Origin of the sequence: Nakamurella sp. (genome assembly GCF_048594475.1) — a bacterium.
Lineage (GTDB): Bacteria > Actinomycetota > Actinomycetes > Mycobacteriales > Nakamurellaceae > Nakamurella.
Window position 1 is genome coordinate 1 of the sequence record NZ_JBMDXT010000017.1, and the last position, 13316, is coordinate 13316.

A 13316-nucleotide genomic window follows, 5' to 3' on the forward strand; every position below is an offset into this window, starting at 1 on the left:
GCGGGGCGACGGCGAACAGGTCGCCCACGACGCCGAAGTCGGCGATCTCGAAGATCGGGGCGTCGGCGTCCTTGTTGACCGCGACGATCGTCTTGGAGGTCTGCATGCCGGCGCGGTGCTGGATCGCACCGGAGATGCCCAGCGCGACGTAGACCTGCGGCGACACGGTGGTGCCGGTCTGCCCGACCTGGAACTGCGGCGGGTAGTAGCCGGAGTCGACCGCGGCGCGCGAGGCACCCACGGCGCCGCCGAACGCGTCGGCCAGCTCCTCGACGATCTTGAAGTTCTCCGCCGACCCGACCCCCCGGCCGCCGGAGACCACGACCGACGCGGAGGCCAGTTCGGGCCGGTCGCCGGCCGGCTCCGGATGGTCGGCGACGATGACCGCCGAGATCGCGGGATCGACCGTCACCTCGAGCTGGGTCACGGCGGGCGACGCGGCGGGGGCCGCACCCTCGATCGCGCCGGGCCGGACGGTGAGGACCGGAACGCCGGTCGCCACCTTCGCATGCACGGTGTAGGAGCCGCCGAACACCGAGTGGGTGCCCACGACGGCCCCGTCGCGCAGCTCGACGTCGACGACGTCGGCCAGCAGACCCGAGTTGAGACGGACGGCCAGCCGGCCGGCGACCTCCCGACCCTCGACGGTGGCGGCCAGCAGGATCGCGGCCGGGTCGCCGGCGGACGCGGCCGCGGCCAGGCCGGCGACGGCGGGCGTGACCAGGAAGCTGGTGGCCTCGTCGGACTCGGCCGCGTAGACCTTCGCGGCGCCCATGGCGCCGAGCTCCGCGGCCAGCGACTCGGCCGTGCCGGGCTTGCCGACGACGACCGCGGCCGGCTCCCCGAGCCGGGCGGCGGCGGCCAGCAGTTCACCGGTGACCTTGGCCGGTGCACCCTCGTGCTGCTCGACCAGAACAAGAATTTCGGACATGTCAGTCGTCTCCTTCGTCCGGCCGGTCAGATGAGCCGCGCGGCGGCCAGGAACTCGGCGGCCTTGCTGCCGCCCGCGCCCTCGTCGGTGATCTTCTCGCCGGACTCCCGCGCCGGGCGCGGCGCCGCGTCGAGCACCACCGACGAGGCGTTGGCCAGGCCGACGCTCGCCGGGTCCAGGCCCAGGTCGCCGACGCCCAGCACGGTCAACGGCTTCTTCTTCGCGGCCATGATGCCCTTGAAGCCGGGGTAGCGCGGCTCGTTGATCTTCTCGGTGACCGAGACCAGGGCCGGCAGGGCGGCGGTGACCTCGCTGTAGCCGCCGTCGCGCACACGCTCGGCCCGGACGGTGGTGCCGTCGATCTCGAGGCTGCGCACCGATGTCACCTGGGGCAGCCCCAGCCGCTCGGCGATCATCGACGGGACCGATCCGGTGCGACCGTCGGTCGACTCGTTGCCGGTGATGACCAGGTCGGCCGACAGGGTGCCGATCGCGGCGGCCAGCGCCGCCGAGGTCTGCAGCGCATCGGAACCGGCCAGCCCGTCGTCGACGACGTGCACCGCCTTGTCGGCCCCCATCGCGAGCGCCTTGCGCAGCGACTCGGTGGCCCGCTCCGGGCCCATGGTGACCACGGTGACCTCGCCGCCGTGCTGCTCGACCAACTGCAACGCGGCCTCGACCCCGCGCGAGTCGATCTCGTCGATGACGGCATCGGCGGCATCCCGGTCCAATGTCCAGTCGGAGTCCTTGAGGACCCTCTCCGACCAGGTGTCCGGTACCTGCTTGATCAGAACGGCAATGTTCATCGCCGGCATTCACCCCTTGTGCATGTGCGGAGAACCCATCATGCCCGCCGACCCGGCTCCGCCGGTCGGCCAGCTAAGTTACTGACGAGTAGCTTACGCCACCGGGCCGCCGGATGGCAGGCTTGCGGTCATGGCTCCCACACCGGTGATCATGGACGTGGACACCGGTATCGACGACGCGTTCGCCCTGATGTTCGCGGTCCGGCACCCCGGCGTCGAGCTTCGTGCGGTGACGTGCGTCGGCGGCAACACCGGCGTCGACCAGGTCGTGGCCAACACCTGCTACGTGCTGGACGCGGCCGGCGCCGGCGAGATCCCGCTGGCTCGGGGCGCGGCGGCGCCCCTGCTGGTGCTGCCGCCCGACGCGGGCCGGTTCCACGGCGAGGACGGGCTCGGCGGCTTCGGCCGGCAGTCCGACCGCCGCATCGACCGGCGGCCGGCGGTCGACCTGCTGCGACACGAGCTGTCCGCCGCGGTGGCCACCGGCGAGCCGATCACCCTGATCGCCACCGCGCCGCTGACCAACCTCGCGCTGCTGCTGCGGGCCCACCCGGAGGCCGCCGCCGGCATCGAACGGCTGGTGTTCATGGGCGGCTCGGCCCGATCCGGCAACGTCACCGCAGCGGCCGAGCACAACGTGTTCCACGACCCCGAGGCCGCCGCGATCACCCTGGCCGCCGCCCGCGACCTGGACATCCCGGTCACCATGTACGGGCTCGACGTCTTCGGTCAAGTACTGGTCGACCGGTCCGACGCCGACCGCCTGGCGGCATCGCTCGACCCGGCCGGTCAACTGGCCGCGGCGCTGATCCGGGCCCGCTGCTCCCTGCTGGGCGTGGACGCGATCACCATCGGCGACGCCGGCACCGTCTGCGCGGTCGCCGACCCCGACGGCCTGACCACCCATCCGCACCCGGTGCGGGTCGAGACCGGCTTCGGCTACACCCGCGGCCAGACGCTGGTCGACCGGCGCGAGTCGCCGGCCGACCGGGTCCGGCTCCCCGGCTGGATCCCGGCCACCACGGTGGATGTCGCCGAGCACGTCGACGCCCGCGGCTATGCGGACCTGTGGGTGCGCACCCTCCTGGGCTGATCCGCGCGCGGATCAACTACCCCGGCGCGCACGAACTCACGCCGAATGTGATCGGTGGGACAGAAGTCGACGACTTCATCCGCGCGGGAGTGTGGACAGGTCGTCCGATGGGTCTGTGGATTCCTGCGCGGATCAAGTCGCACCGAATGGGGATGGTGGGACGGGAGTCAACGACATTGGCCGCGCCGGCGAAGATGATCCGCGCGGTCAGGTGCGGGCGGTCAAGGCCGGGCGATGGGGTGGACGACGTCCCGTAGCAAGGCGTCCAGGGGATGCACCATTTCTCAGTCCGGCACGCCGATGTCCTCGTTCCAGAGCGAGGGCCGGTCGGCGATGAACGCGGTCATCATGGCCACGCACTCCGGGTCGTCCATCACGGTGACCTCGACGCCGCGGGACCGCAGCAGATCCTCGGCGCCCATGAACGTCTGGTTCTCGCCGATGATGACCCGCGGGATCTTGTAGAGCAGGATCGCCCCGGTGCACATGTCGCACGGCGACAGCGTGGTCACCATGGTCGATCTCGCGTAGATGGTGGCCGGCAGCCGGCCGGCGTTCTCCAGGCAGTCGGTCTCGCCGTGGCGGATGGCGCTGCCGAGCTGGACGCGCTTGTTCCAACCGGTGGCCAGCACCCCGCCGTCCACGATGAGCGCCGCCCCGATCGGGATGCCCCCCTCGGCCAGGCCCTGCCGGGCCGCCCGCACGGCGGCGGCCAGGTAGTCCGGATCCACCAGCGCACCAGTCACGTCGTTCCTCCGGTCATCTCCAGCAGGGCGTCGACGGCGGCGGCGCCGCCCAGCCCGGACACGCCGCCGCCGCGGCGCGACCCCGCGCCGGCCAGCAGGATCCGCCGCGAACCGGGCACCTCGACGCCGTAGGCGGCGGCCGGACCGTCGGCGGGAAACCCGTCGGCCAGCCAGGGCCAGCTCAGGTCGTCATGAAAAATGTTGCCACCCGGCATGTTCAGGCTGCCCTCAAGGTCGAGGGGCGAGGCGATGTCGACGCAGGGCTCGCCGTCGGCGTCCCGGGCCAGGCAGTCGAGCAGCGGTTCGGCCAGATGCTTCTGCAGCGCGATCAGCGCGGCCTGGGCCGCGGCGGCGCGGGCAGCCGCCGGGTCGGCGCGGAACAGGTCGATCGGGGTGTGCAGGCCGAACAGCGTCAGGGTGGCGCCGGGATGCCCGTTCATGATCGTCGGATCGGTCAGCGAGTGGCAGTAGACCTCGGACGGGACGACCGCCGGCAGGGTGCCTGCGCGCGAGATCGCATATGCCGCTTCGAGCTCCGAGAGCTCCTCGTTCAGATGCATGGTTCCGGCGAAGGCGACGCGCGGATCGACACCGGACTTTAGGCGGGGCAATCGGTCCAGCAGCATGTTGACCTTGATCTGCGCGCCGACCGGGTCCTCGGTCTCCCGACCCAGACAGCGGTCGAGCACGGCGGGGGCGATCGCCGCCAGCAGGTGGGGCGCCGACATGGTGAACTCGGCACCGTCCCGGGTCCCCGTCACCGTGACGGCGGAGCCGCCCTCCGCGATGTCGAGCACCTCGGTGTCGCAGACGATCTCCACGCCCAGCTCGCGGGCCCGCCGGATCAGCGCGTCGGAGACGGCACCCATGCCGCCGATCGGCACGAGCCACTCGCCGGTTCCCCGGCCGATCAGGTGATAGAGGAAACAGCGGTTGGCGAGCAGATCCGCCGCGAACAGTGACGTATGGGTGCCGATCAGCGCGTCGGTCGCCACGACGCCGCGCACCGTGTCGTCGGCGAACCGGCGCTCGATCATCGCGCCGATCGGCTCCTCCACCAGATCCGTCCAGATCTGCGATCCGGCGGCGGCGATCACGGCGTCCTTCACCTCGTGCCGGCGTCGCAACGGTCCGGTCAGGGTGGGAGCGACCACCCGGGCAAAGGTCTCGAGCTCGGCATACAGCTGCCGCCAGGCCGCGAAATCCTCGCCGGAGCCGGTCAGCTCGCGGAACGACTGCTCGGTGGCCGGACCCCGGTGGCGCTCCACCAGCAGCCCCGTGGCCACCCCGTCCCGCAGCACCGGCGTGTAGGACGAGACCGCCCGGGACGCCAGCGGTACCGAGATGCCCAACCGCCGGATCAGCTCGTCCGGCATCAGCGCGACCAGGTAGGCGTAGCGGGACAGCCGGACCGGGTGGGGCGGGAACACCCGCTCCCCCACCGTGGCCCCGCCGGGACGGTCCGCGCGCTCCAGCAGGGTGACCGACCGCCCGGCGGTGGCCGCGAGAATGGCTGCGACCAGGCCATTGTGGCCGCCGCCGAGCACCAGCACATCCCCGGCCGAGCCGCCCGTCACACCGCTGGTCATCGGGTCGCCCCTCGGATCGTCATGGCCCGCCGGTACTCGCGGTCGACCGTGTCCAGCACGGTGGTCCAGGCGGTCGGGGGGGCGGTGGCCCGATTGTGCGCGGCGATGCCGCTGCGCAGCGGCTCGTCGGTGGCCAGTTCGACCAGCGCCGCGGTCATGCCCGGGTCACCGTCGGCCAGCAGGCCCTCGCGCCGGTCGGCGACGAACTCGGTGATCCCGGTCGCCCGCATCGCGACCACCGGCAGGCCGGCGCACCTGGCCTCGAGCGCCGCGATCCCGAACGACTCCAGATGGGCCGGGGCCAGGAAGATGTCGGCGCGCCGGTAGATCTCGGTCAGCTCGGCGCGGTCCACCCGACCGGCCAGCCGCACCGTGTCGGCCATGCCGTGCCGGCGCACGTAGCGCCGCATGCGGGGCATGAGCTTGCCGTCCCCGAACACGGTCAGCCGCAGGGTGACCGGCGAACCGGCCGCCGCGAGGCGCCGCTGGGCGGCCAGCACCATCGCCAGCATCGGCAGCGGCCGCTTGCGCACCGACAGCCGCATGGTGCTGACGACCTCGACCACCCCGGGCTCGTGGGCGACGGGTTCGATCGCCCAGTCCTGCGGGTCCAGGCCGTTGGGGACGACGGCCACGTCGACCCCGGTCCGCTCGCGCAGCGGCCGGGCGGCCGCCTCACTGACCGCGCTGAGCGCGATCCGCCGCGCGACCTCCGGGGTGGCCCACGGCGTCAGGACGTCGGGCAACCGGAATCCGGCCGGCAGGCAGTGGACGGTGACCGCGACCGGCAGCCCCAGCTCCAGCGCCACCCGGACCCCGGCCGCGGCGAACGGCGAGCCGACGCCGGCGTGTACGTGCACCAGGTCGTAGCCGCCGGCCCGCAGCCGACGCCGGATGGGCCGGGACGGGATCGGGTTGTTGGCGATCTCCGCCGGGATCGGCAGACCGGACCGGTGGATCGGCACCGGGAAGGAACGGCCCCGCATCCGGCGGGGCAACGGCGTCGCGGTCAGCACCTCGGGGCTCAGACCGGCCTCCTGCTGCCGCCGGGTCAGGTCGTTGACCTGCATCTCGATGCCGCCCAGCCGCGGGACGAAGCAGTCGGAGATGTGCGCCACCCGCACGACCCACCGCCTCCGCTCCCGCGACCCGGTCGTCCCCGGCTCTGGGTCAGACTAGTCCGGTGCCCCGCACCGTTGTCTTCGTCCACGCCCACCCCGACGACGAGGCCCTGCTCACCTCCGGCACCATGGCCGCCCTCGCCGCGCACGGGCACCGCGTCGTCCTGGTGGTCGCGACCGCCGGCGAGGCCGGGCTGGCCGCCGACGGGCTCCGCGCGGACCTGGGCGAGCGGCGGCTCACCGAACTGCACGCGTCCGCGGACGCGCTCGGGGTGAGCCGGGTCGAGCTCCTCGGCTACGCCGACTCGGGGCTGGCCGCCGACCCGACGCCGCCCCCGCCGCCCGGCCGGCGGCCCCGGCTCGCCGACGCCCCGGTCACCGAGGTGGCCGGGCGGGTGGCCGATCTGCTGCGGGAGGAGCGGGCGGACGTCGTCGTCGGGTACGACGCCCAGGGGGGGTACGGGCACCCGGACCATGTCGCCGTGCACCACGTCGCGGCGGCCGCCCAGGCGATGGCCGGCACCCCGCTGCTGCTCGAGGCGACGGTGCCGCGGGCCCGGCTGCTGGCCGCGGCCCGGCAGGTCAACCGGCTGCTGCCACGGTCCCGGCAGGTCGATCTCACTCCGTGGACCCGTGCCTACAGTGCCGCCGCCGACGTGACCCACTGCATCGACGTCCGCCGCTACGCCCGGTCGCGGCGGGCCTCCATGCGGGCCCATGCCTCGCAGGCGACGGCGGATTCCGGCGCCCGCACGCTCGGCGTCTTCACCAGGATCCCGCCTCCGCTGTTCGGGGCCGTCTTCGGCCGCGAGTGGTACCGGCAGCCGGGCCTGACCGTCCCCCGGCGGCACCGCTCGCTGTTCGCCACCCTCCCGCCCCGGGAGCTCGGGTGACCGCCATCCGGTTCTACGGGCCCGACGAGCCGTGGGGCGAGTTCTCCAACTTCTACCCATCACCCGTGACGGTCGACGGACTGATTTGGCCGACCAGCGAGCACTACTTCCAGGCGGCCAAGTTCCCCGGCCTGCCGCAGGCCGGGCGGATCCGGCGGGAACCGACGCCGGCGGCGGCCAAGTCGCTGGGCGGCGACCGCACGGTCGCGCTGCGCGCGGACTGGCTCACCGTCCGGGACGAGGTGATGCGCACGGGGCTGCTGGCCAAGTTCACCCAGCACCGGGATCTGCGGGCCCTGCTCGTCGGCACCGGCGACACCCCTCTGGTCGAACACACCGAGCACGACGCCTATTGGGGCGACGGCGGCGACGGATCCGGGGTCAATCGCCTGGGGCAGCTGCTGATGCAGATCCGGGCGGAGCTGGCCTGACCCGCCCCTCCGGGTCGGCGTCCGCCTCCGGTTCGGCCGGCCGCTTCTTGCGACCCCACAGCCAGACCAGCCAGGCGACGATCCCGAACGGGATCTCGATGACGTGCGTGAAGATCGTGAACAGCAGGGTGCCCGCGGCCGCCTCGGCGGCGTTCGCGCCCATCGCCACCAGCAGGGCGACCGACCCGGCCTCGACCAGGCCCAGGCCGCCGGGGGTCACGGCGACCGACGTGAGCAACCGGCCCAGCGCGAAGGCCGCCAGCATCGTCCCGACGCCGACGACCGCGCCACAGATGTGCAGGCAGATCCAGAACAGGAAGAAGTAGACGACGAAGTAGCCCAACGTGCCCAAGGTCATCTTCAGCCAGCCCCGGCGCATGACGTCCTGGGTCTGCGCCCGCAGCTGCGCGATGCCCTGTTCCCAGCCCAGGGTGGTGGGCCGCCGGAGAAGTCGCAGCACGGCCTCGGCGACCCGCTGGATCGCCCGCCCGACCGCGTGTGCCGCCCGGTCGCTGACCATGACGACGACGAACAGCGCCAGCACCGCGACCAGCGTCAGCACTCCGACGAGGGCGGCGTCGCGCAGCGCCGGGCTGATGTGGCCGCCCTGCAGCAGCAGGGCGGCCAGCCCGACCAGCGGCAGCACCACCTTGCCGGCGGTCGCGAACACCCCGCCCAGCACGACCGAGATGCCGATGGCGGAGCGGCGAAAGCCCCATGACCGGCAGATCGCGTACGTCGCGCCGACGCCGAGGGCGCCCCCGAACGGCAGGGTGTTGGCCACCAGCGAACCGGCCAGGTTCACCATTAGGGCCCGGCCGTGGCTGATCCCCGGCAGGGCGCCGGTGATGGTGAAGGTGAACGCGAACAGCGCGCACAGCTGCAATGCGCCGAGCAGCACCAACGCCGACACCGGCAGCCGGCCCAACGGCTCGGCGATCTCGTTCCACCCGACGCCGGCGATGCGCGGCAGACCCCAGATCAACAGGGCCACCGCCAGGGCCAGCGACCCGACGTCGCGGACGATCCGCCACCACACGCGCCCCCGGCGCCACCACGGCCGCGGCACCGGGTCCGGCTCCGCGACCGATTCCGGCGGCCCCGGCGACGAGGCCGATGGGGGGATGGGCTGCACGGCACCAGGGTGTCATGCTCGCGGGCCCGTCCGGGTCAGCGGCACTCGGCCGGTAGCCGGTCCGTCGGCGCCCGCGACCGCCGGCCCGCCGGACCGCCGGCCCGCACCACCGGACCGCGGGCCCACCCGATCACCGACCGATCACCCACCGATCACCCACCGATCACCGGGCACCCACCGGGCACCGACCGGCCACCGGATTCGCGCCCGACGGCACTGTCCGAGGGCGCGTCTACCGTGTCGGTGTGCCACCCACCGCCTCCACCTCGACGGCCGCAGACGCGATGCCGGCCGGCGGCCGCCGCGACGCTGCCGACCGGCCCGACCCGGGCCCGGCCGGGGCCGGCTGGGTGCGCCGGCTGTGGGGGTACTGCCGGCGGCACCCGGTGATCACCCTGCTGGCCGGGCTGGCCGCGGTCGGCGGCGTCGGCCTGGGCGCGCTCACCCCGCTGCTGACCCAGGTCGCGGTCGACGACGCCACCGCCGGCTCGACCGCGAACCTGGGCTGGGTCATCGCCGGTCTCGTCGCGTTGGCGCTCATCCGGTTCGGCTCGTCCTTCCTGCGGCGCTGGGCCGGCGGGCGGCTGTCCCTGGACGTGCAGCACGACATGCGCCAGGACGTCTTCGGGGCCCTGCAGGGCCTCGACGGCTCGGGGCAGGATCGGCTGCGGACCGGGCAGGTGGTCTCCCGGGCGAACTCCGACCTGCAGATGGTGCAATCGCTGCTGGCCATGCTGCCGCTGTCGGCCGGCCAGGTGGTGCTGTTCGTCGTCTCCCTGGTCATCATGCTGATGCTCTCGCCGCTGCTGACCGTGATGGCGCTGCTGGTCGTGCCCGCCGTGGTGCTGGTCTCCCGGTTGACCCGGACCAAGCTGTTCCCGGCCACCTGGGCCGCGCAGCAGTCCGCGGCCGAGGTCGCCGAGATCGTCGAGGAGGACGTCACCGGCGTCCGGGTGGTCAAGGCGTTCGGCCAGGAGGAGCGGGAGCTGGCCCGGCTCGACGCCGGCGCGACCGCGCTGTTCGCCACCCGCATGCGGGCCGTGCGCAGCACCGCGGCGATCAGCCCGACGTTGCAGGCTCTGACTTCCCTGGGCCAGGTGGGCGTGCTCGCGCTGGGCGGTTGGCTGGCCCTGGGCGGGTCGATCTCGCTGGGCACGTTCCTGGCCTTCACGCTCTACCTGGCCCAGCTGGTCGCCCCGACCCGGATGCTGACGATGCTGCTGGTGCTGGCCCAGCAGGCCCGGGCCTCGGTGGAGCGGGTGCTGGAGATCATCGACTCGCTGCCGGAGATCACCGAGCCGGCCGACCCCCGGACCCTGCCGGCCGGGCCGCTGAATGTGCGCTTCGCCGACGTCCGGTTCGGCTACCAGGCCACCGAGCCGGTCCTGCGGTCGTTCGACCTCGACGTGCCGGCCGGCTCCACCGTCGCCCTGGTCGGTCCCTCCGGTTCGGGCAAGTCCACGCTGTCGCTGCTGCTGCCGCGGTTCTACGACCCGCAGGGGGGCGTCATCCGGGTCGGCGGGACGGACCTCCGCGACGTCGCCCTGGCCGACCTGCGGAGCACGGTGGGAGTGGTGTTCGAGGAGGCTTTCCTGTTCTCCGACAGCATCGCCGCCAACATCGCCTACGGCCGGCCGGACGCCACGAGGCAGGACATCGAGGCGGCCGCCGCCGGCGCCGAGGCCGCAGAGTTCATCGAGGCCCTGCCCGACGGGTACGACACGGTGATCGGCGAGCGGGGACTGACCCTGTCCGGCGGCCAGCGGCAGCGGTTGGCCCTGGCCCGCGCCCTGCTGTCCGACCCGCGAGTGCTCATCCTGGACGACGCGACGAGCGCGGTGGACCCGGCCACCGAGGCGGCCATCCACGCCACCTTGAGCCGGGTCACCGCCCAACGGACCACCATCCTGGTCGCGCACCGGCGCTCCACCCTGGACCTGGCCGACCGGATCGCCGTGGTCGACGCCGGCCGGGTCATCGACGTCGGCACCCACACCGAGTTGATCGGCCGCTGCCCCCGGTACCGCCAGCTGCTCGGCGGTGAGCTCGCGGCGGACCAGCCGGCGACCGCGGCCCCGGCCTGGTTGCCGGACGCCTCCGGCATCACCCCGCAGCTCTGGCCCTCGACCCGGGTGCCGACCGGGCCGCCGTCCGACGCGGCCGGCCCGCCCGGCGCCGCACCCGACGGGCCGGACGGGCCGGACGGGCCGGCGGCGGAGGCCGCCCGGGAGGCGGCGGCCAGGGAGGCCGAACTGACCCGGGCCGGGAATCAGGCGCTGCGCGCCGCCGGCGCCGCCCCGTTGCGGATGGGCGGCGGCCGGGCCGGGGGCGGGGGCGGCGGGTTCGCCGGCATGCTCGGTTCCGTGCCACCCACCCCCGCGCGGCTGGCCCAGGGCGCCGCCCAGCCGCCGGCCACCGAGCGACCGCTGCCGGTCACCGGCGCGGAGTCGGGCCCCTTCAGCCTGCGCCGGACCCTGCGGCCGGTGCTCGGCCTGCTCACGGTTGCGCTCGTCCTGGTCGCGGCCGACGCCGGGGCGAGCCTGCTGCTGCCCGTGCTCATCCGCTATGGCGTGGACAACGGCGTCTCCGCCGGATCGGTCTCGGTCGTGCTCACCGCGGCCGGCCTGTCGCTGCTGGTCGTGGTGGCCGATTACCTCATCCAGCGGTTCCAGCTGCTGGCCGCCGGTCGCGCGGGCGAGAACGTGCTCTACCGGCTGCGCCGGCGGGAGTTCGCCCACCTGCAGCGGTTGGGCCTGGACTACTACGAGCGGGAAATGGCCGGGCGGATCATGACCCGGATGACCACCGACGTGGACGCGCTGTCCACGTTCCTGCAGACCGGGCTGGTCACCTCCGTGGTGTCCCTGGCCACCTTCCTCGGAATCGCCGTCGTGCTGATGGTCCTGGACCTGGGCCTGGCCCTGGTCGCGTTCCTGGCATTGCCGCCGGTCGTCGTGGCCACCATCGTCTTCCGCCGCTTCTCGGCCCGCGCCTACCACGACGCCCGGGAGAAGGTCGGCATCGTCAACGCCGACCTGCAGGAGAACGTGGCCGGGCTGCGGGTCTCGCAGGCCCTGGGCCGGCAGCAGCGCAACGCCGAGGGCTTCTCCGCCCGCAGCGACGACTACCGGCGCAGCCGGATGCGGGCGCAGACCGCGATCTCCCTCTACTTCCCCTTCGTCGCGCTGATGTCCGAACTGGCGGCCGCCGCCGTGCTCGGCTCCGGCGTCCTACGGGTCATCGCCGGCACCATGACGGTCGGCACCCTCATCGCGTTCGTGCTCTACCTCGACAGCTTCTTCACCCCCATCCAGCAGCTGTCGCAGGTGTTCGACTCCTACCAGCAGGCCCAGGTGGGCCTGCGCCGGATCGGCGAACTGCTCGACACCCCGACGTCGACCCCGCCGGCCCGGACGCCGGTGCCGGTGCCGGCGCGGCTGGGCGACCTGGCCACGGTCGACGTCGCCTTCCGGTACGCCGGCGGCGGCGCGGCGGCCCTGGACGGGGTGAGCCTGACCTTCACCCCCGGCGAGACGGTCGCCGTCGTCGGCTCGACCGGCGCCGGCAAGTCCACCCTGGTCAAGCTGCTGGCCCGGTTCTACGACCCGACCGCCGGATCGGTCGTCGCCGGCGGCACCGACCTGCGCCGGTTCGCGTTGCCGGCCTACCGGCGCCGGCTCGGCGTGGTGCCCCAGGAGCCGCACCTGTTCATCGGCACCGTCCGGGACAACATCGCCTACGGCCGGCCCGACGCAACGGACGCCGAGGTGGAGGCAGCGGCCCGCGCGGTCGGGGCGCTGACCGCGATCGGTTCGCTGACCGGCGGCTTCCACCATCTGGTCGACGAGCGCGGCCGCAACCTGTCCGCCGGGCAGCGACAGTTGATCTCGCTGGCCCGGGCCGAGCTGGTCGACCCGCAGATCCTGCTGCTGGACGAGGCGACCGCGGCCCTGGACCCGGCGGCCGCGGCGGCCGTGCTGGCCGCGACCGACCGGCTGGCGCGCGGTCGCACCACCGTGGTGGTGGCGCACCGGCTCACGACCGCGGCCCGGGCCGACCGGATCGTGGTGATGGACCACGGACGGGTGGCCGAGACCGGTCGCCACGACGAGTTGCTGGCCGCGGGCGGGGTGTACACCCGGCTCTACGCCGAACAGGCGCGAACAAGTGGGTGACGCCACTCATCCACCCGAGCATCGGCATCGGCCACAGGTTTAGCCTGGGGACACCGGCCCACCATCATCAGAAGAGGCGGACATCGACCGTGTCGTCAGCAGCGCCAGAGTTCGGTCCCAACGACTGGTTCGTCGAGGAGAAGTACCAGCAGTTCCTCGCCGACCCGGACAGCGTGGATCCCATCTGGCGGGAGTTCTTCGCCGACGCCAAGGCGCCGAGCGCACTCGTGGGGGTGAAGGCGAACGGATCGGCCGCCGCCTCCCCGACCACCGCCGGGTCGAGCGCGGCCGCACCGGCCGCGACGAAGGCGGTCGCGAACGGCAGCGCCGCCCCGGCCAAGCCGGCCGGCCCGCCGCCACCGCCCGCCCGCGCCGCCACTCCCCCGCCGCCGCCCC

The 13316-nt window shown here is 73.7% G+C and carries 11 protein-coding genes; 5 read left to right on the forward strand and 6 right to left on the reverse strand.

Features of this window, described 5'->3' with window-relative positions; translation table 11 throughout:
- Both ACOJUF_RS00870 and ACOJUF_RS00875 read right to left on the reverse strand, forming a co-directional pair.
- Positions 1–931: electron transfer flavoprotein subunit alpha/FixB family protein (locus ACOJUF_RS00870; protein ID WP_420119976.1), on the reverse strand; the 931-nt coding region annotated here is incomplete at its 3' end.
- Between the two features lie 26 nt (positions 932–957).
- The gene (locus ACOJUF_RS00875) at positions 958–1737 is read right to left on the reverse strand and encodes an electron transfer flavoprotein subunit beta/FixA family protein (RefSeq protein ID WP_420119977.1); all 780 of its coding nucleotides are present in this window, start codon (positions 1735–1737) and stop codon (positions 958–960) included.
- Positions 1738–1867: 130 nt separating this feature from the next.
- Here ACOJUF_RS00875 and ACOJUF_RS00880 point away from each other — a divergent pair, with 130 nt between their 5' ends.
- Positions 1868–2830 (forward strand): nucleoside hydrolase, encoded by a 963-nt coding sequence (locus ACOJUF_RS00880; protein WP_420119978.1) that lies wholly within the window; start codon positions 1868–1870, stop codon positions 2828–2830.
- A gap of 284 nt (positions 2831–3114) precedes the next feature.
- Here the strand turns inward: ACOJUF_RS00880 and ACOJUF_RS00885 are convergent, their stop codons facing one another.
- The 3 genes from ACOJUF_RS00885 to ACOJUF_RS00895 are packed head-to-tail and all read right to left on the reverse strand — an operon-like array spanning position 3115 to position 6289.
- Positions 3115–3576, reverse strand: coding sequence for a nucleoside deaminase (locus tag ACOJUF_RS00885; RefSeq protein ID WP_420119979.1), 462 nt, complete (start codon positions 3574–3576; stop codon positions 3115–3117).
- On the reverse strand, positions 3573–5165 hold the full coding sequence (locus tag ACOJUF_RS00890) for a phytoene desaturase family protein (RefSeq protein ID WP_420119980.1): 1593 nt from the start codon (positions 5163–5165) through the stop codon (positions 3573–3575). The genes ACOJUF_RS00885 and ACOJUF_RS00890 overlap by 4 nt, the downstream gene beginning before the upstream one ends.
- Complete coding sequence (locus tag ACOJUF_RS00895) at positions 5162–6289, reverse strand: glycosyltransferase family 4 protein (RefSeq protein ID WP_420119981.1); 1128 nt, start codon at positions 6287–6289, stop codon at positions 5162–5164. Before ACOJUF_RS00895 ends, ACOJUF_RS00890 begins: the two co-directional genes overlap by 4 nt.
- Before the next feature lie 59 nt (positions 6290–6348).
- Here ACOJUF_RS00895 and ACOJUF_RS00900 point away from each other — a divergent pair, with 59 nt between their 5' ends.
- Positions 6349–7179, forward strand: coding sequence for a PIG-L deacetylase family protein (locus ACOJUF_RS00900; protein WP_420119982.1), 831 nt, complete (start codon positions 6349–6351; stop codon positions 7177–7179).
- Positions 7176–7610 carry an NADAR family protein gene (locus ACOJUF_RS00905; RefSeq protein ID WP_420119983.1) on the forward strand — a complete coding sequence of 145 codons (435 nt, stop codon included), beginning with the start codon at positions 7176–7178 and terminating at the stop codon, positions 7608–7610. Before ACOJUF_RS00900 ends, ACOJUF_RS00905 begins: the two co-directional genes overlap by 4 nt.
- Here the strand turns inward: ACOJUF_RS00905 and ACOJUF_RS00910 are convergent.
- Positions 7561–8745, reverse strand: a complete 1185-nt coding sequence (locus tag ACOJUF_RS00910; RefSeq protein ID WP_420119984.1) for a lysylphosphatidylglycerol synthase transmembrane domain-containing protein — start codon at positions 8743–8745, stop codon at positions 7561–7563. The genes ACOJUF_RS00905 and ACOJUF_RS00910 overlap by 50 nt on opposite strands.
- A 284-nt stretch (positions 8746–9029) precedes the next feature.
- Here ACOJUF_RS00910 and ACOJUF_RS00915 point away from each other — a divergent pair, with 284 nt between their 5' ends.
- Positions 9030–12920, forward strand: coding sequence for an ABC transporter ATP-binding protein (locus ACOJUF_RS00915; RefSeq protein WP_420119986.1), 3891 nt, complete (start codon positions 9030–9032; stop codon positions 12918–12920).
- 89 nt (positions 12921–13009) lie between these two features.
- On the forward strand, positions 13010–13316 hold a 307-nt coding region (locus tag ACOJUF_RS00920; protein ID WP_420119985.1), incomplete at its 3' end, for a 2-oxoglutarate dehydrogenase E1 subunit family protein.